Annotated in this window: 20 protein-coding genes and 1 pseudogene; 12 read left to right on the top strand and 9 right to left on the bottom strand. The window is 70.2% G+C overall.

Going from position 1 to position 16,285, the window contains the following annotated elements:
* Positions 1-38: 38 nt before the first annotated feature.
* The 8 genes from OG538_RS05280 to OG538_RS05245 all read left to right on the top strand — a co-directional run bounded on the left by OG538_RS05280 (position 39) and on the right by OG538_RS05245 (position 4,634).
* Entirely contained in the window at positions 39-296 is a 258-nt protein-coding gene (locus OG538_RS05280) for a gas vesicle protein GvpG (protein WP_406090633.1), read from the top strand.
* Between the two features lie 75 nt (positions 297-371).
* Positions 372-917 carry a hypothetical protein gene (locus OG538_RS05275; protein WP_406090631.1) on the top strand — a complete coding sequence of 182 codons (546 nt, stop codon included), beginning with the start codon at positions 372-374 and terminating at the stop codon, positions 915-917.
* Complete coding sequence (locus OG538_RS05270) at positions 910-2,121, top strand: SRPBCC family protein (protein WP_406090629.1); 1,212 nt, start codon at positions 910-912, stop codon at positions 2,119-2,121. Before OG538_RS05275 ends, OG538_RS05270 begins: the two co-directional genes overlap by 8 nt.
* A 53-nt stretch (positions 2,122-2,174) precedes the next feature.
* Positions 2,175-2,606 carry a gas vesicle protein gene (locus OG538_RS05265; protein ID WP_406090628.1) on the top strand — a complete coding sequence of 144 codons (432 nt, stop codon included), beginning with the start codon at positions 2,175-2,177 and terminating at the stop codon, positions 2,604-2,606.
* Entirely contained in the window at positions 2,603-3,451 is an 849-nt protein-coding gene (locus OG538_RS05260; RefSeq protein WP_406090626.1) for a GvpL/GvpF family gas vesicle protein, read from the top strand. The genes OG538_RS05265 and OG538_RS05260 overlap by 4 nt, the downstream gene beginning before the upstream one ends.
* Positions 3,448-3,660 (top strand): gas vesicle protein, encoded by a 213-nt coding sequence (locus OG538_RS05255; protein ID WP_406090624.1) that lies wholly within the window; start codon positions 3,448-3,450, stop codon positions 3,658-3,660. Before OG538_RS05260 ends, OG538_RS05255 begins: the two co-directional genes overlap by 4 nt.
* A 55-nt stretch (positions 3,661-3,715) precedes the next feature.
* Complete coding sequence (locus OG538_RS05250; RefSeq protein WP_406090622.1) at positions 3,716-4,126, top strand: gas vesicle protein K; 411 nt, start codon at positions 3,716-3,718, stop codon at positions 4,124-4,126.
* A gap of 49 nt (positions 4,127-4,175) precedes the next feature.
* Positions 4,176-4,634, top strand: coding sequence for a hypothetical protein (locus tag OG538_RS05245; protein WP_406090620.1), 459 nt, complete (start codon positions 4,176-4,178; stop codon positions 4,632-4,634).
* 492 nt (positions 4,635-5,126) lie between these two features.
* Here the strand turns inward: OG538_RS05245 and OG538_RS05240 are convergent, their stop codons facing one another.
* The 3 genes from OG538_RS05240 to OG538_RS05230 form a co-directional block, all read right to left on the bottom strand.
* Entirely contained in the window at positions 5,127-5,225 is a 99-nt protein-coding gene (locus tag OG538_RS05240; RefSeq protein ID WP_406090619.1) for an SHOCT domain-containing protein, read from the bottom strand.
* Between the two features lie 875 nt (positions 5,226-6,100).
* A complete protein-coding gene (locus tag OG538_RS05235; protein WP_406099989.1) occupies positions 6,101-6,574 on the bottom strand; it encodes a GNAT family N-acetyltransferase in 474 nt (157 codons plus the stop codon).
* 153 nt (positions 6,575-6,727) lie between these two features.
* Complete coding sequence (locus OG538_RS05230; RefSeq protein WP_406090618.1) at positions 6,728-7,093, bottom strand: ArsR/SmtB family transcription factor; 366 nt, start codon at positions 7,091-7,093, stop codon at positions 6,728-6,730.
* A 94-nt stretch (positions 7,094-7,187) separates the two neighbouring features.
* On the opposite strand from OG538_RS05230, the gene OG538_RS05225 reads away from it, so the two are divergent.
* On the top strand, positions 7,188-8,591 hold the full coding sequence (locus tag OG538_RS05225) for an NAD(P)-binding domain-containing protein (protein WP_406099988.1): 1,404 nt from the start codon (positions 7,188-7,190) through the stop codon (positions 8,589-8,591).
* Between the two features lie 45 nt (positions 8,592-8,636).
* On the opposite strand, the gene OG538_RS05220 is transcribed toward OG538_RS05225, so the two are convergent.
* The 5 genes from OG538_RS05220 to OG538_RS05200 form a co-directional block, all read right to left on the bottom strand.
* On the bottom strand, positions 8,637-9,053 hold the full coding sequence (locus OG538_RS05220) for a cupin domain-containing protein (RefSeq protein WP_406090616.1): 417 nt from the start codon (positions 9,051-9,053) through the stop codon (positions 8,637-8,639).
* Positions 9,054-9,098: 45 nt separating this feature from the next.
* Positions 9,099-9,419, bottom strand: a complete 321-nt coding sequence (locus tag OG538_RS05215; RefSeq protein WP_406090614.1) for a carboxymuconolactone decarboxylase family protein — start codon at positions 9,417-9,419, stop codon at positions 9,099-9,101.
* Between the two features lie 50 nt (positions 9,420-9,469).
* Positions 9,470-10,237, bottom strand: coding sequence for a glucose 1-dehydrogenase (locus OG538_RS05210; protein WP_406090612.1), 768 nt, complete (start codon positions 10,235-10,237; stop codon positions 9,470-9,472).
* An 83-nt stretch (positions 10,238-10,320) separates the two neighbouring features.
* Entirely contained in the window at positions 10,321-11,586 is a 1,266-nt protein-coding gene (locus OG538_RS05205) for an MFS transporter (protein ID WP_406090610.1), read from the bottom strand.
* 33 nt (positions 11,587-11,619) lie between these two features.
* Positions 11,620-11,970 carry a cyclophilin-like fold protein gene (locus OG538_RS05200; RefSeq protein ID WP_406090608.1) on the bottom strand — a complete coding sequence of 117 codons (351 nt, stop codon included), beginning with the start codon at positions 11,968-11,970 and terminating at the stop codon, positions 11,620-11,622.
* Between the two features lie 306 nt (positions 11,971-12,276).
* Between OG538_RS05200 and OG538_RS05195 the strand changes: the two are divergent.
* Together OG538_RS05195 and OG538_RS05190 are read left to right on the top strand one after the other, a co-directional pair.
* Positions 12,277-12,417, top strand: a pseudogene (locus OG538_RS05195) (transcriptional regulator); the annotation flags it as partial.
* 291 nt (positions 12,418-12,708) lie between these two features.
* Positions 12,709-13,647 (top strand): MerR family transcriptional regulator, encoded by a 939-nt coding sequence (locus OG538_RS05190; RefSeq protein WP_406090606.1) that lies wholly within the window; start codon positions 12,709-12,711, stop codon positions 13,645-13,647.
* A 456-nt stretch (positions 13,648-14,103) separates the two neighbouring features.
* Here the strand turns inward: OG538_RS05190 and OG538_RS05185 are convergent, their stop codons facing one another.
* Positions 14,104-14,346: a metal-sensitive transcriptional regulator gene (locus tag OG538_RS05185; protein ID WP_406099987.1), complete on the bottom strand. Its 243-nt coding sequence runs from the start codon at positions 14,344-14,346 to the stop codon at positions 14,104-14,106.
* 521 nt (positions 14,347-14,867) lie between these two features.
* Here OG538_RS05185 and OG538_RS05180 point away from each other — a divergent pair.
* Positions 14,868-16,253: a rhodanese-like domain-containing protein gene (locus OG538_RS05180; protein ID WP_406090604.1), complete on the top strand. Its 1,386-nt coding sequence runs from the start codon at positions 14,868-14,870 to the stop codon at positions 16,251-16,253.
* Positions 16,254-16,285: the final 32 nt, after the last annotated feature.

Raw genomic sequence — 16,285 nt, 5'->3', positions numbered from 1 at the left:
GCCCGTCCGGCTCCCAGGAGCGGAGGTGATCTGCCGCCATGGGTCTGATCAGCAGCATCCTGACCCTGCCGCTGGCTCCCGTGCGAGGGACGGTCTGGGTTCTGGACCAGGTCGTCCACGCCGCCGAGGAGGAGTACTACGACCCCGAACCGGTGCGCGGTCGGCTCGCGCAACTGGAGCAGGACCTCAACAACGGCCTCATCGACGACGAGGAGTTCGACCGGCGCGAGGACGAGCTGCTCGACCGGCTCGACGAGATCGAGGCGTACCGGGACAGCAGACGGCGCACATCCTGACGCACAGCCACGAACACGACCCTGACCATCAGCCACGAACACACATGACCGGGGGAGATCCGAGGTGCAACGCAGATGACGAAGAATGCCAAGATAGGCGCGGCTCTGGTAGGGGGCTACCTGCTCGGGCGCACGAAGAAGGCGAAACTCGCCCTGGGGTTCGGGATGTTCCTGCTCGGTAAGAGGATCGATCTCGACCCGCGGCAGATCGGCAGGATGCTGGCCGACTCCCCGGTCCTGAGTTCGCTCAACGGCCAGGTACGCAAGGAGTTGGTGGACGCCACCAGGACGGCAGCCACCAAGGCCGTCACCCAGCGGGCCGGCAGCCTGGCCGACTCGCTCCAGCAGCGCACCCGGGCGCTGGAGGGCGGCGACGAGACCGAGGACGAGACCGCCGAGGAGACCGCGCCCCGAGACGGTGAGGAATCGGGCGACGGCGAGCAGCGCAAGCGCTCACCCCGCAAGCCCGCCTCGAAGCCCGCCTCGAAGAGCCGGTCCGCGTCCGGCAGCAGGTCCGGGAGCGCGGCCAAGTCCTCGGCCCCCGCGCGCAAGAGCGCCGGAGCCGCCCGCAAGACCGCGGCGTCCGGCGCCCGCAAGGCCCGGGGAGGCGGCAATGCCTGACTCCTCGATCGGCGGAATCAAGAACGATGTGCTCGGAAGTCCGGCGACCGACCGGCTCAAGGACGAGTTGCAGAACTACGTCCGGGCCCGCGCCGAGCACGCGGTGACCCAGCTGGGCCACCGCCTCGGCGAATCGGTGTCGAAGCTCGCGGAGCCGAGCGGCGGGGGCGGCGCCCTCAAGAGCATCGCCAAGGGCGGACAGGCCCTCGGCGAAGGGAAGTCGCCCGGTCAGGCAGCTCTGAGCGCGGGCGTCTCCCACCTGAAGGACACCGTCAAGGACAAGGTCAAGGGATTGTTCGGCAAGGGGCGCAAATCCGGCGGAGGCAAGTCCAAGAGCGTCACCGTCGTCGAGGACATCGACGTCGGTGTGCCGGTTCGCGAGGCGTACGACCAGTGGACCCAGTTCCAGGAGTTCAGCTCGTTCGCCAAGGGTGTCGTCAGCGTGGAGAAGACGGACGACACCACCAGCAACTGGAAGGTGAAGGTCGCCAAGTCCACGCGTAGCTGGAAGGCGAACGTCACCGAGCAGGTGCCCGACGAACGCATCACCTGGACCACCGAAGGCGCCAAGGGAACGGTCAAGGGCGTGGTCACCTTCCACGCGCTCACCGACGACCTCACCCGCGTCCTGATGGTTCTCGAGTACTTCCCCAAGGGCCTGTTCGAGAAGACGGGCAACATCTGGCGTGCCCAGGGCCGCCGGGCCCGACTTGACCTCAAGCTCTACCGCAAGTTCATCATGATGCGCGGCGAGGCGACGGACAGCTGGCGCGGCGAGATCCGCGACGGAGAGGTCGTCGTCAGCCACGAGGAAGCGCTGGACGAGGAAGAGGCGCAGGCCGACGGCGGCGAGGCGCAGGACGGTGCCGGAGCCGACGACGAGGACTCGCCCTACGACGCGAACGAGGACGAGCTGTCCGACGACGAGCTTTCCGAGGACGAGCCGTCCGAGGATGAGCCGTCCGAGGATGAGCAGCCCGACGACGAGGCCGATTCCGAGTACGACGACGAAGAGCCGCAGGACGAGGAACTCGCCGACGAGGACGAGGAGCCGGCGGACGAGCTGGAGGAGCCGGAGGAGGCCGAGCCGGAGGAGTACGCGGACGAGGAGGCCGCCGACGCCGAGGAGCAGGACGACGAGGCGGAGGAGGAGCCACGGCCGGCCCGCCGCTCCCGACGCCGTGCGGCCACCGCCGACCGGTGACCGGGCCCGCGCACGGACCAGCACCGAGACCCAACGGAAAGGCGTGAGAAACCGTGGCCGATTCACTCGCCGGCCGACTGCCGGCCCCGCCCAGGGGGGCGGCCCCGGCGTACGGGCAGCAGGGTTCGTCGGCCAACCTCGCCGACATCCTGGAACGGGTGCTGGACAAGGGCATCGTCATCGCCGGTGACATCCAGATCAATCTGCTCGACATCGAGCTGCTCACCATCAAGCTTCGCCTGCTCGTCGCTTCCGTCGACAAGGCCAAGGAGATGGGTATCGACTGGTGGGAGCACGACCCCTCGCTCTCGTCGAGGGCTCGCCCCGCGCGCGAGGCGGAGGCCCGCTCCGGGAGCGACGCCCTGGCCGAGGAGAACGAGCAGCTACGTGCCGAACTGGCCCGTCTACGGTCGGTGGCCGGGATCACGGAGTCCGCGGACGCCGACGGTCAAGTGTCCCCGGCCGAGCGGGAGGAGGAACGATGAGCACCCCACCGAACGCGCCATCCGGCCTTCTTGGCCGGGACGGCGAGGAGATGGTGTACGTCTACGCCATCGGCCGCGAAGGCCCCGCCCTGCACGCGCTCGCCTCCCGGCTGCCGGGCGTGGACGGCCGGCCCCTGCGGCCGGTGAGCGGGGGAGGGCTGTGCGCGCTCGTATCTCCCGTACCGGCGGACACGTTCAGCGAGCAGGGCCTTGCCGCACAGATGGAGGACCTGGACCGGCTCGAAGCGGTCGCCCGCGCCCATCACGCCGTGGTGGACGCCGCGTTCGCCGAGGCTTCGGTCCTGCCGATGCGGCTGGCCACCGTCTACCTGGACGACGCCCGGGTGGCCGACATGCTGGTCCGGCAACGCAGCGAATTCCAGGAGCTGCTGAGCCGGCTGGAGGGACACGTCGAACTGGGCGTGAAGGTCTACGCCGATCCCCGTGCAGCGGCAGCCGCGGTCCCGGCGTCGTCCGCCGCGTCGTCCGAGGGGGCCGGAACGGGCCGTGCCTATCTGCGGAAGCGCCAGGCCCAGCAGCGCGACAGCCAGGACGCCTACCGGGCGGCGTCCGACCTGGCCGCCCGTTCCGCGCAGGTGGCGGAGAGGGTGTCCGCCTCGCGGGCGGTGCACCGCCCGCAGCAGGGACAGCTCGCCTCCCGCGCCGGGGTGAACGTGGCCAACGAAGCGTATCTCGTGCCCCGCAAGCACACCGAGCAACTGCGCCAGGAGCTGGTTGCGCTGGCCGACGGCGCCCCCGGGGTGTCGATCGAGGTGACGGGGCCATGGGCGCCCTACTCGTTCGCCACCGCTGTGGTGGCGAACGGTGGAGGAGGCGCGCGGTGAGCACGGGCATCGTCGGCGACGTACTCGGCGAGTCCGAGCCCCGTGGAGGCCCGCCCGTCGCGCTGATCGACCTGCTGGACCGCCTGCTGAACGGTGGCGCGGTGCTCACCGGCGATCTCGTCCTGTCCATCGCCGACGTGGATCTCGTCCACATCAATCTTCGAGCGGTGATCCGTTCGATCACCGGTGAGGAGCCGGCGCCATGGTGAGCCAACGGCCCGACTTCGTATCCGAGCGGAGCACCGGGGCAAGGAGGCGGACACGATGACCGAAGGCGATCACGTACGGGGCGCGGCGGGCACATCCGGCGCGACGGTCGACGAAGTGGTGCGTACCGCGACCCGGGCGTTCGGGCTCAGCCTCGCGGAGCCGGACGACGGCCGCCCCTCGGCCGCGGCGCAGAGGCTGCACACCGACCCGGACACCGTGGAACGGGATCTCATCAAGCTGGTCCTCACCATCGTGGAACTGCTCCGCCAGCTCATGGAACGCACAGCGATCCACCGCGTCGACCAGGGCGACCTGAGTGAGCATCAGGAGGAGCGCATCGGCATGACGTTGATGATCCTGAACGACCGCATGACAGAGCTGTGCGAGCGCTACGACCTGACGATGGACGACCTCAATCTCGACCTGGGGCCGCTCGGCTCCCTGCTTCCGCACAACGGGGCCTGAGTGCGTCCGTCCCAGGTTTCATCGCATCACCCAAGGCAAGGAGGAGGCCATGACCGCTGAAAACAAGGACACCAAGAACTCCACCCCGAGCAAGGCCAGGAGCACCACCGCCCGCAAGACCGCCGCCTCGGCACGGAAGGCCGCCGACACCGGCACCGCGGCGGCCGGCAAGCAGGCCACCGCCACCGCGGACAAGGCGCGGTCCGAGGCCGAGGGCGCCAAGAACTCGGCCTCGGACAGCGTGCGGGCGGCCGGCGATTCCACCCGACGCGTCGGGCGAGCCGCAGTCGCAGGTCTGCAGAGCGGGCAGCAGGCGGTGACGGCCAACGCCGCCAAGGCGGCGAGTGTGGCCACCACGGCCTGGACCGTCATCAAGCACAGAAAGGCAGTCGCCGCCGGAGCCGCAGCGGGTGTCGCCGGTGTAGCCGGAGCCGCTTTCGCTATCGGCCGGTCGACCGCCAAGCCGCCGACGGGCCCCTTGACCCGGCTGGCGCGCGGCAGGATCTGATCGGTGGAAAGCGGGTGCCGAGGCCCACGTGGGCCCTGGAAGTCCGCCATGGGGTGGGGCCGGAGAGACTCTCTCCGGCCCCACCCCATGTGCCGAGGCCGAACAGCGCGGGCCATCGCCGGAGATCGGACCCGGCAGCCCCGTCACATCACTGAGCGCCGTGGCGACAACCCCGGCCGACTGAGCGCCGATGCGTCCCTCGCCGCCCCGGGCTGAGTGGCGAAGGTTTCGCTGTTCTCTCTCCAGGCCTTAGGGCTGTCCCGCAACTCCTGGTGGATCAGCGCGCGGCGTCGGATGCGGTGCATCGCAAGGCGGAGAGGCGCCCGCGTACTGGATGTATTCGGGCGTTTCGACAACGCGGCGAGGTGCCGTAGCTGACGTCGTGCGCTCACCAGAAATTGCGGGACAGCCCTCTGGCACCGCGGATGCCGGGTGCGCCCGGCAAGCGAGCTGCTGAACCTGCTGAAAGGCCGCCGGGTCACCCCGTTCGGGTCAGAGCCGTCGAAGGAAGTCGGCCTTCTTCGCCTCGAACTCACCAGGAGTGATGACGCCCGCATCGCGGAGTTCGCCGAGTTGCCGCAGGAGATCCATGACCTCTTGTGAGCTCTGAGCCGGGGGCGCCGGAGCAGGGGCGGGTGCTCCCCACGCGGAAGGGGTGGGCGCGGGTGCCCCCTGAGCGGGGGCCGGGGCGGGAGGGTAAGGGGCCGCGTTCACCGGGACGACCGGGGCGCCCCGATGATTCAGGTCTCGCGTGAGCGCGCTGTTGTCCTTGCGGTCGTGGAGGGACATGGCGTGCCCGCACCCTCGGCAGTTACGCGTGAACGCCATACCCGCTTCGCTGAGACCCATGGTTGCTATGCCCGCGGTCCAGCGGCCTGCCTTCCGGGCGCCTTCACCGACGGCACTGTTGGTGCATCGCTTGCAGTCGGGGCAGCCGGTTTGTACGCGTGCCATGATCAATCCCTATAGGAGTTCGTAGATCGCCGGGCGTGTCTCCCTCGCCCGTCGACTCGAATGGTACAAGTGCGTGGAGATCGGGTGTGATGGCCCGGTCGCCGGGATGCGACGAGGCGGAAGCGGGCGATGCGACGCCGGCCGGCGAGCAGGGGAGCGCCACCGAACGGTGGGCGCCGCCGACCTGACAGAGCCGTCGGCCAGGCTGACCGTCCGCTCGCGCTCTGTTGAACGTACGTGGTTGATCGGGGCCGTCCGTTCCGGATCTGACGTGGACCGATGGCTCGTGGCGTGCGGCTGTGGTCGGCGCGGCTTCAGACGTACCGATGTCGCCCATAGGGCAGGGGGGTTGTGCGCCTGCCCTCCCGTGCGGAGGCCTCATCGCCCGTGACGAGGTGGAGCTGAGGGTCTCCGGGCGTCAGCGCCGCGGCACCGCGCTCCACGCGCCGCCGATCGTGCTGCCGGAGGACGCCGGGTCGGACGCGGATGATGCAACGTTCTTGCTCCGCACGTCAGTTCACGACAGGGCTGCGGCGTTTGATCAACAGGACATCACGCCACACCCCATGCAGGCGGCCGACTCGCTCACGGGTGCCGATGACACGGAACCCCGCTCGCTCGTGCAGTACGAGGCTGGCCGTGTTCTCCGGGAACACTCCGGCCTGGATCGTCCAGATTCCCGCCGTTTCCGTCGAGGCGATGAACCTTTCCAACAGGAAGCCGCCGACGCCTTGGCCGCGTGCCGACGGGCGGACGTAGACAGAGTGCTCCACCACGCCCGCGTAGGCGGGACGGGCGGATGCCGCCGAGGCTGCCACCCACCCCTGAATTGTCCCGTCGGCTCGCAGGGCGACGAGACGGTGGGCGGTAAGCCTCGACGTGTCGAACGAGGCCCACGTCGGTGCGGCGGTCTCGAAAGTGGCGTTGCCCTCTTCGATCCCCGCCTCGTAAATCGCCAGCACTTGCTCGGCGTGCTCGGCGCGCATGCGTTCCAGGCCGAAGGCGTCCTGCACGAGTTCTCCTCCTGGCGCATGGGGGGCGTCGGGTTGATTCTTCCGGATGACGTGCAGACGGTGATCGGCTGTGCGTGGACGGCGCGCCGCTGCCCGGGTCGGTTGGCCTGCAGGTGCGGAGCGAGGTCAGGTGCGCAGGTCGAGCATGGCGGACATGGCCGCCACAACGGTCGGGGCGACCCGGTAGTAGACCCAGGTCCCGCGTCGCTCGGAGGTCAGCAGGCCGGCCTCGCGCAGCTTCTTCAGGTGATGGGACACGGTCGGCTGGGAGACGCCGACGTCGGAGATGTCGCACACGCACGCCTCGCCGCCCGGGTGCGAGGCGACCTTGGAGAACAGCCGGAGCCGTACCGGGTCGGACAGCGCCTTGAACATCGCGGCCATCTTCTCCGCATCGTCCTGCGACAGTTCCCCGGCGGTGATCGGCGGGCAGCACCGCACCCCGGCGTCAGGTGCGAGGACCGGCAGCTCGACAACCTCTGAGTTCGACATGTGTCTATGTTGACACTCATCTATGTGAGTGGCAATCTGCAGACATAGACAACAATCGAAGCAGCGACCGGGGCAGGTCGCCGGTCCGGAGGGCATCAGCGCCGTGACCACCACCGCAGACCTCCCGGTCGTCGTCATCGGCGCCGGCCCCGCCGGGCTGGCGGCCGCCGCCCACCTTCTCGGGCACGGCATCGAGCCCCTGGTCCTGGAGGCCGGGCCGACCGCCGCCACTGCCGTGCGCGGCTGGTCGCACGTGCGGCTGTTCTCGACCTGGAGCGAACTGACCGACCCGGCCGCCGAGAAGCTCCTGACGCCGACCGGCTGGGCCAAGCCCGCCGCCGATACGTACCCCACGGGCGGCGACTGGGCCGAGCAGTACCTCCAGCCACTCGCCGATGTGCTCGGCGACACGGTCCGCTACGGCGCCACCGTCACCGGCGTCTCCCGCCTCGGCCGCGACCGGATCGTCGACGCCGACCGGGAACAGCGGCCCTTCACCCTTCGCGTCGCGCGCGCCGACGGGGGCGAGGAGCGCATCCTGGGCCGCGCCGTGATTGACGCGTCCGGCACGTGGTCCACCCCCGCCCCGATCGGCGCCGACGGCCTCCCCGCCCTCGGCGAGCACGCTGTGTCCACCCGCATCTCCTACCGCGTCCCCGACCTCAAGGACCCGGCCGTCCGTGCCCGGTACGCAGGAAAGCGCACCGCCGTCGTCGGTTCCGGGGCTTCCGCTTTCACTGCCCTGGCCACCCTTGCCGACATCGCGCAGGACGAGCCGGGGACCCACTCCGTGTGGATCCTGCGCCGCGGCATCAGCGGCTCCACCTTCGGCGGCGGCTCCGCCGACCAGCTTCCTGGCCGCGGCGCACTCGGCCTGACCGCCAAGGCCGCCGTCGACAACGGATACGCCGCCGCCGTCACCGGATTCCGCACCGAAGCCATCGAGGCCGCCGACGACGGCCGGCTGATCCTGACCGGTGAGGACGGCAGGCGCCTCGACCCGGTGGACGAGATCATCGTTCTCACGGGCCTGCGCCCCGACCTGTCCTTCCTGTCCGAACTGCGCCTCGCCCTGGACGAACGCTTGCAGGCGCCCAGGGAACTCGCCCCGCTCATCGACCCCAACCAGCACTCCTGCGGCACCGTCCACCCCCACGGCCACCGCGAACTGTCCCACCCCGAACCGGGCTTCTACCTCGTCGGCATGAAGTCCTACGGCCGCGCCCCCACGTTCCTTGCCATGACCGGATACGAACAGGTCCGCTCCATCACCGCCGCCCTCGCCGGCGACATCCAGGCCGCCGACCGCGTCGAACTCACCCTCCCCGAGACCGGCGTCTGCGGCGGAGCCGGACTCTTCGACGACCCCGCCGCCGGCCAGGCCGACGAAGGCGGCTGCTGCGCTCCGGCTCCCGCGCTCGTACAGATCGGCGCCGGCGTCTCCCTGCCGGTCGCAGCCCCTGCGGGCACGGCCTCCGACAGGTGCTGCGGGGCCTGAACTACTGCGGGGGGTGCGGGGACTGAACCGCTGCGGGGGTGTGGGTCAGTGCCCGTTCTCGTTGTCGAGGGCGCGGGCGTACTGCTCGTCGGTGACGGGCTCGAGCCAGGTGGTTCCGTCTCCTTCGGCGTTGCCGACGACCATGGCGATGTGGGCCATGAGGGTGGTGTCGGTGGCGCCGTGCCAGTGCTCCTCCCCGGGTGGGCACTTGATGGTCTGCCCGGCGCTCACGCGCGCGAAGTCCCCTTCTCGGGTGCCCACCAGCCCGATGCCGTCGGTGATGTAGAGGGTTTGGCCGTTGGCGTGCGAGTGCCAGTTCGTGCGCGCGCCGGGGGTGAAGCGGACCAGGGCGGAGGCGAAGCGGGCGGGGTCGGTGGGCATCTCGATGGGGTTGAGGTAGACGTCGCCGGTGAAGCGCTCGGCCGGGGCTTTGACGGTAGGGGTGGAGGTGATGTGTTCCATGGTTCTTTCCCGTTCTCGTGCGGTCGTGGCGGCGGTACGCGGGTGTCAGAGGGCGCGTCCGTCGGCGATCGACTTGAGTTGATTGATGGCGGTCATCGCGTTCGGCCAGCCGGCGTAGAAGGCCAGGTGGGTGATGGCCTCGGAGAGTTCTTCGATGCTGAGGCCGTTCTCCACGGCTACGCCGAGGTGGTAGGGGAGTTGTTCGCTGCGGTAGAGCGCAGCGAGGACGCTGACGGTCACCAGGCTCCGGTCGCGTGGAGACAGGCCGGGGCGATTCCAGATGTCATCGAAGAGGACGCCGTTGGTGACCTCGACGAGTTTGGGGGCGAGGGCGCGTAGTTCCTCGGGGGCTGACTGCTTCGGCATGGAGGTCACTCCTCGGGCGTGGGCGTATGTGTGGGTGGGTGCCGTGGTGGCTACTGTGCGACGTATCCGCCGTCGACGGGCAGAGCGACGCCGACGACGAAGCCGGCGCCGGGACTGCACAGCCACAGGACGGCTTGGGCCACTTCCTCTGCGGTGCCGAGGCGGCCGATGGGCTGGTTCGCCTCGGCTTCGGCGCGGTCGAGTTCTCCCTTGGCGATCATGTCGCTGACCATGGGGGTGCCGATGATGCCCGGGCAGATCGCGTTGATTCGGATGCCGCGCGGCGCGTACTCGAGGGCCGCGCTGCTGGTCAGGCCGATCACGCCGTGCTTGGAGGCGTGATAGGAGGCACGGCCTGGGAGGCCCACCAGGCCGCCCAGGGAGGAGCAGTTGACGATCGCTCCGCTGCCCTGGGTGCGCATGTGACGCAGTTCGTGCTTCATGGAAGCCCAGATGCCGCGCAGGTTGATGGCAGTGACCTTGTCGAAGACGTCCGCCGACTCGTCGGCAGCGTCGGCGGGCGGAATCTGGATGCCCGCGTTGTTGTAGGCCATGTCGAGTCGGCCGAAGGTCTCCACCGTGCGGTCGACTGCGGCGGCGACCTGATCCTCGTCGGTGACGTCGCAGACCAGGCCGAGTGCTTTGGCGCCTGTGTCGGTGAGTTCCTTCGCAGCTTGGTTGACGGCCGTCCCGTCGATGTCGGCGAGAGCAACGGCGGCGCCGGAGGCGGCGAAGGCCCGCGCTGCGGCCAGGCCCATGCCGGAGCCGGCGCCCGTGACGAAGGCGACATGGCCGGCGAAGTCGTAGGTGGGGTTCATGCAGTTGCCTCCTGGCGGGTGCGGGTGCGGGTGCGGGTGCGGGTGCGTGGCGTTGCGTTGCTTTACGGGGCAGAGGTCGTGGGTCAGCTCCGCGACGAGGCCGCTTCGGCGGTCTCGCGCGTTTCTGGGGCCGGGACTTCGGGGCTGCGCATCTTGGCGACGGTCCGGGTCGTCCCGCGTCGGGCGGCGACGGCCAGGGCGATCAGCGGAAGCAGGGTCAGGCCCGCCAAGACGGAGCCGACCAGGGCCGGCCCGGTCACCCCGAAGGAGGAGGCGAGGGCCTGCCCGGCGAGCGCTGACCCGGCTGCGATGCCGGTGTTGTACGCGGACGTGGTCAGTGCCGAGGTGAGCGTGGGGGCATCGCCTGCGAAGCGGACGGCGAGTGCGGTGACGACGGGGTTGATGGTGAAGCCGGCCAGCGCCATGAGGAAGATCAGGGCGATGGCGGCGACCGGGGTGGCGGACAGCGGGATCAGCGCGAGCAGGGTCAGAGCGGTGGCTGCGGCTGCCGGGATCGTCGTGGCCATCGGGCGGCGGTCGCCGAACCGGCCACCGATCGCGGTGCCGCCCAGCGCGCCGGTGCCGAAAGCGATCAGGACCAGGGGCACGGCACCGACCGGGATGCCCGCGCGGTCCGTGAGCAACGGGGTGATGTAGGTGTAGAAGGCCAGAACACCCCCCATGATCAGGACGGCAGAGGCCAGTGCCAGCCACAGCCGTCCCTGGCGCAGGACCCGGATCTCGTCCCGCACGGAGATCCGGGCGCGTCGCTCCGTTTCAGGGATGAAGCGGCTGATCACGGAGGCGGCGAGGGCGGCGAGCGCGGCCAGGGCCCAGAACAGTCCGCGCCATCCGGTGACGTGTCCGACCAGCGACCCGGCGGGGACGCCCACGACATTCGCGAGGGTCAGGCCGCCCATCATCACGCTGACGGCCCGGGTGGCGTTTCCGCGGCCCGCGGCGGTGGTGGCGATGACGAAGCCGACGGCCCAGAACGCGCCCGTGGCCAGGGCGGTGACGAACCGGGCGGCCAGGACGACGGTGAAGGAACTGGTGAGGGCGGCCACGACGTGCCCGGCGGCGAACACCACGAGGGCGAGGACCAGGGTGAGGCGCTGGGGCAGGCGGAGGGTGGCCAGGGCCATGGTCGGACCGCCGATGATCATGCCGACCGCGAAGGCCGTGATCAGCAGCCCGGCCTGGGAGACGCCGACGCCGAGATCGGGGGCCATGTCCGGGAGGATCCCGGCGATGACGAACTCGGTGGTGCCCATCAGGAAGGTGCCGGCGGCGAGCACCCACACGACGAAGGGCAGCTTGCCCGGCGCGGGAGCGGCGGGAGGGGACATACGGGGAACTTCTCCTTTGGAAAGGGGGAGCGGTCAGGAGTCGCGCTGGATGCGGACGCGGCCGGCGTCGGCCAGGCGCGTTGTGTCGTCCCGGTCGGTGAGCCGGCCGAAGACGACCAGGCCCGGTGACGGGTGGCCGTCTCGGTAGAAGAGGGCCAGGTTTCCCCACGGTGCGTAGAAGGCCAGGTCACCGGCCTTGGGGTCGGACGACGCCGGGGCGCCGTCGGTACTGAGCGCGCGCGGCAGGTCAGCGATGCGCTCGGTGTGCTGGAAATCGTCGAGATCGAGGGTGAGGGGCAGCAGCGCGGCGAAGTCCCGCGCGGTGGCGCTGTCGTTCAAGGCCGCGGCCAGACTGTGGCCGCCGATCGTGAGGCGGATGCGCATGGCTCTGTTTCTCCTCAAGGGTTCGGCCGGCCGGTCACGGATCGGCCCGGCGAGCCTTGCGTCGGGGCCGGGGCGGCCGGGGTCGGCGTCGGCGGCGCCGTGGGCGGGGTGCGAGGCGGCGTGCCGCGGGTCAGCGGCCGTCGCCGAGTGCAGAGCGAGGTGGCGTCGGGTCCGCCCGGCTCGCGGCCTGGCGAAGAGGACCACGTCATCCAGGTAACCCGCTCCTGGCATGCGTAGCGAGGCACGGTCAAGGGGTGTACTGCCAGTACATCCCCACGGCTGCGTACGAGACGTAACGTCGAAGGCGTGGACACCAGAGCGGAGGTCCGAGAGTTCCTGACCCCGCGGCGAGCGAGGACCACCCCCGAGCAGGCGGGACTGCCCTCCGGAAGTCGGCGCCGGGTGCGTCTGCGCAGGAGCGAGGTCGCCGCCCTGGCCAACGTGAGCGGACGAATCGCCCCATCTCTGCCGTCACGGAGCGCGGTTCATGCCCACCACAGCCGAACCAACGGATCACGTTCGGAAAGCGGATGGCCTCTCAGAGGTGGTGAGGGTGAGCCGGGCTGTACGCAAGGGAGAGGCCTGGGAGCCGGTGATCGGCTCAACGCTCCTCGTAGCTCAGAGGCTGCCGTGACGCAAGGATCGAGGAATTGTCAGGACGTGTGGATGAGGAGTGGTTGCCTGCTGGCGGACGAAGGGACTTGAGTCTCCAGTAGGGGGAGACGCAAAGGTGGGGGCATGGACGGCAACACGCTTTACTCGATCGGCGAACTCGCGCGACGGACCGGTCTCACGGTCAAGACCATTCGGTTCTACTCCGATCGCGGAATCGTGGCGCCGACGGACCGCAGCCCGGCCGGCTACCGCCTCTACGGCATCGACGCCGTCTCGCGCCTGGAGCTCGTGCGGACCCTGCGCGAGCTGGGACTGGACCTTCCCACGATCCGCAGGGTCGTGGACCGCGAGCTCTCGCTTCCCGATGTCGCCGCGGCGCACGCCGAAGCGCTGTCGGTGCAGATCAGCGTCCTGCGCCTGCGGCGCGCGGTGCTGACGGCGGTGGCCGAGCGCGGGTCCACACCTGAGGAGACGGAACTCATGCACCGGCTGGCCCAGCTTTCCAAGGACGAACGCCGACGTCTGATCGGCGATTTCCTCGACGCCGCGTTCGGCGGTCTTGATGCCGCCCCCGCATTCGAGGGGGTCATGCGCTCGATGACCCCCGAGCTGCCCGACAACCCGGAGGCGGAGCAAGTCCGGGCGTGGGTGGAGTTGGCCGAGATGTCTCTGGACCCGGATTTCCGCGCCATCGTGCGGCGGATGGCCGAGGACCAGGCAGCCGAGCAGGCCCAGAGCGACACGACGGGTCTGCGCCGCGACATCGCCGCAGCCGTCCGTGACCGGACGGCCCCGGCCCTGACCGCCGGTATCGACCCGGCCTCGCCCCAGGCCGGTCCGATCGTCGCGGCGTTCACTGCGTACTACGCGTACCTCCTCGGGCGCCCCGACGACGTCGAGCTTCGCCGCCGGCTGGCGGCTCGGCTGGAGAGCGTGAACGACCCCCGCAGGGAGCGGTACCTCCGGCTGCTCGCAGTGATCAACGGCTGGCCGGCGCCGGAGAGTCTGGCTCCGGTGTTCGATTGGTCCCTCGAGGCACTGCGCGTCCGGACACAGCAGTGACGGGGCGGTCGCAAGGCGGCGCAGCCCGCACGCGGTCGGCGTCGGGTGGTAACGCCGCCGCATAGTGGCCCCGTCGTACGTCAGGTGGCCGCGCCGCCGGCCCCTCCCGCTCTCGTTCTTCTCCCCTGGCGCATGGAGGACGTTGCCGCATTGGTCGAGGTGAACCGGGACCCCGCACTGCGCCGGCGGGCGGGGCGAGCATGCCCAGCAGGGCTTCGTGCGGGTGAACGGCCGGATCCGTTGTCCAGCGGCGGAACAGCACGCGTTGCTCGTCACGTGTCAGCGTCGCACCCGTCAAGCCGCTCTGCCCTCGGGCGGTCAGACCTCGGGCGGGATCAACGAGGACGGTCTTCTGGGGGCGCGCGAAACGGAAGAACGGTCCGAGCACCACAAGCCGATGCTTCCGGGCCTTCGGTGAGCCGGCCGGCCGGCCGCGTCGCAGGGTCCCGCTGACGGTTACGCCAAGGTGAGGAAGAGTTTCTCCAGCTCCTCCGGCGACATGGGCGGAGTGTCGGAGTCTCCCGCGAGGCACTGTCGCATTCCACTGGCGACGATCTTGAATCCGGCCCGGTCCAAGGCGCGGGAGACGGCGGCCAGCTGCGTTACGACGTCCTTGCAGTCGCGGCCCGCCTCGATCATCGTGATCACCGCGGCCAGCTGCCCCTGGGCCCGCCGTAGGCGGTTCAGGACGGGTTGCATCGATTCTTCGTCTACTTGCACGTCATCCTCCTTCGTTCTCGACAACGATACCCCGCGGGGTATTAATCCGGGCTTAAGTCGGCATGCCGGACGGCTTGCGCCGCACAAGGCCGGCGCCGCGGCGCTGGGGCGGGTTCCCTCTCGGGGGAGGGCCCGCGGATCCGCCGGTGCCAGGTCGCGCGCCTGTCCCGCAGGGTGCGCTTCGGCGGCCCTGTCTCCTCGGGTCGTGCCGACTGGCTTCAGGGTGTCCGCCCGTGGTCATCGAGTGTGCTCGCCGGGCGACGCCTTCTCGATCCAGTGATACCCCCCAGGGTATTTGACAACGCCGGCAGGGCTCCGTACGGTCGAATGCGTAATACCCCATGGGGTATCCACCGTGACCCGGGGCTCGCGGCTGTCGCCGAGTCGAGCCCCGGCGGGTCGAGAGTCGCCCCGTCCCGTGCGCCGCCTTGCGCCAGGCCGCCTCTTGCCTCGATTAATACCCCCTAGGGTATAAGCCGCGTCCCGTTCTGGAGGTTTTCGTGTTCTTCTCGCAGTACTACCTTGAGTGCCTGTCCCAGGCGTCGTACATGATCGCCGACGAGACCACCGGCCAGGCCGTGGTCGTGGACCCGCGCCGGGACGTGTCGGAGTACCTCGGTGATGCCGAGGCCCGTGGCTTCACCGTCGTGGGTGTCATCAACACCCACTTCCACGCGGACTTCGTCGCCGGCCACCTGGAGATGGCCTCCCGCACCGGCGCCTGGATCGGATACGGGCGGCGGGCCGAGACCGAGTACGCGATCCGCGAGCTGGCCGACGGGGACACCATCAGCCTCGGCGGCGTGACGCTGAAGATCATGGAGACCCCGGGGCACACCCCCGAGTCGATCAGCGTGCTGGTGTACGAGAGTGCCGAGGACACGGTCCCGTACGGGGTGCTGACCGGTGACGCGCTGTTCATCGGCGATGTCGGCCGCCCGGACCTGCTGGCCTCGGTCGGGGTGACCGCCGATGAGCTGGGCGCGATGCTGCACGACAGCGTGCAGAACAAACTGATGGCGCTGCCCGACGAGGTGCGGGTGTTCCCCGCGCACGGCGCTGGTTCGTCCTGCGGCAAGAACCTGTCCACCGAACGGCAGTCGACGATCGGCGAGCAGCGCGCGACGAACTACGCGTGTGCGCCGATGAGCGAGCGGGATTTCGTCGCGATCGTGACTTCCGGGCAGTCGGCGGCTCCGGGGTACTTCGCCTACGACGCGGACCTCAACCGCCGGGAGCGGGAACTGTTCGACCCGGCGAGCGCGCCGCGGGCGCTGAGCGCGGAGGATTTCCTGGCCCAGCGCGCCACGGGCGCGGTGGTGGTCGACGCGCGTGACCCGCAGAAGTTCGCCGCCGGTCACGTGCGCGGCGCGGTCAACGTCCCCGCCGACGGCCGGTTCGCCGAACAGGCGGGCACCGTGCTGCCGCCCGGGGCGGAGCTGCTGGTCGTGGCACCGGAGGAGCGTGACGAGGAGATCGTCACCCGGCTCGCCCGGATCGGCTTCGACCGGGTCGCCGGGTACCTGGCCTCCCCCGACGAAGCCCTGGAGGCGATGGATGACGCGGTCGCCCCGGCCGGCCGCATCACCGCCGCCCAGTTGCGCGCCGCGCTGGACGGTGAGAACCCGCCGGTCGTCCTTGACGTCCGCAACTGCGGCGAGCGCGGCGAGAACGGGTTCGTCGAGGGTGCCCTGCACATCGCCCTGGGTGAGCTCCCCGGCCGCCTCGACGAGATCCCGCGTGACAAGCCGCTGGTCCTGCACTGCGCGGGCGGTCACCGCTCTTCGATCGCCGCGAGCCTGCTGCGCCACCACGGCTTCGACGACGTCTCCGACGTACTCGGCGGCTGGGCCGCCTGGGCCCTGCTCAACGCGCCCGCCGCCTGACGCGACACCCTCCCTCTTCCTTCGGCTGCCGG

Source organism: Streptomyces sp. NBC_01013, from assembly GCF_045162765.1.
GTDB lineage: Bacteria > Actinomycetota > Actinomycetes > Streptomycetales > Streptomycetaceae > Streptomyces.
The sequence above is the reverse complement of the archived record's forward strand: the minus strand, read 5'-3'. Positions and strand labels throughout refer to the sequence as shown.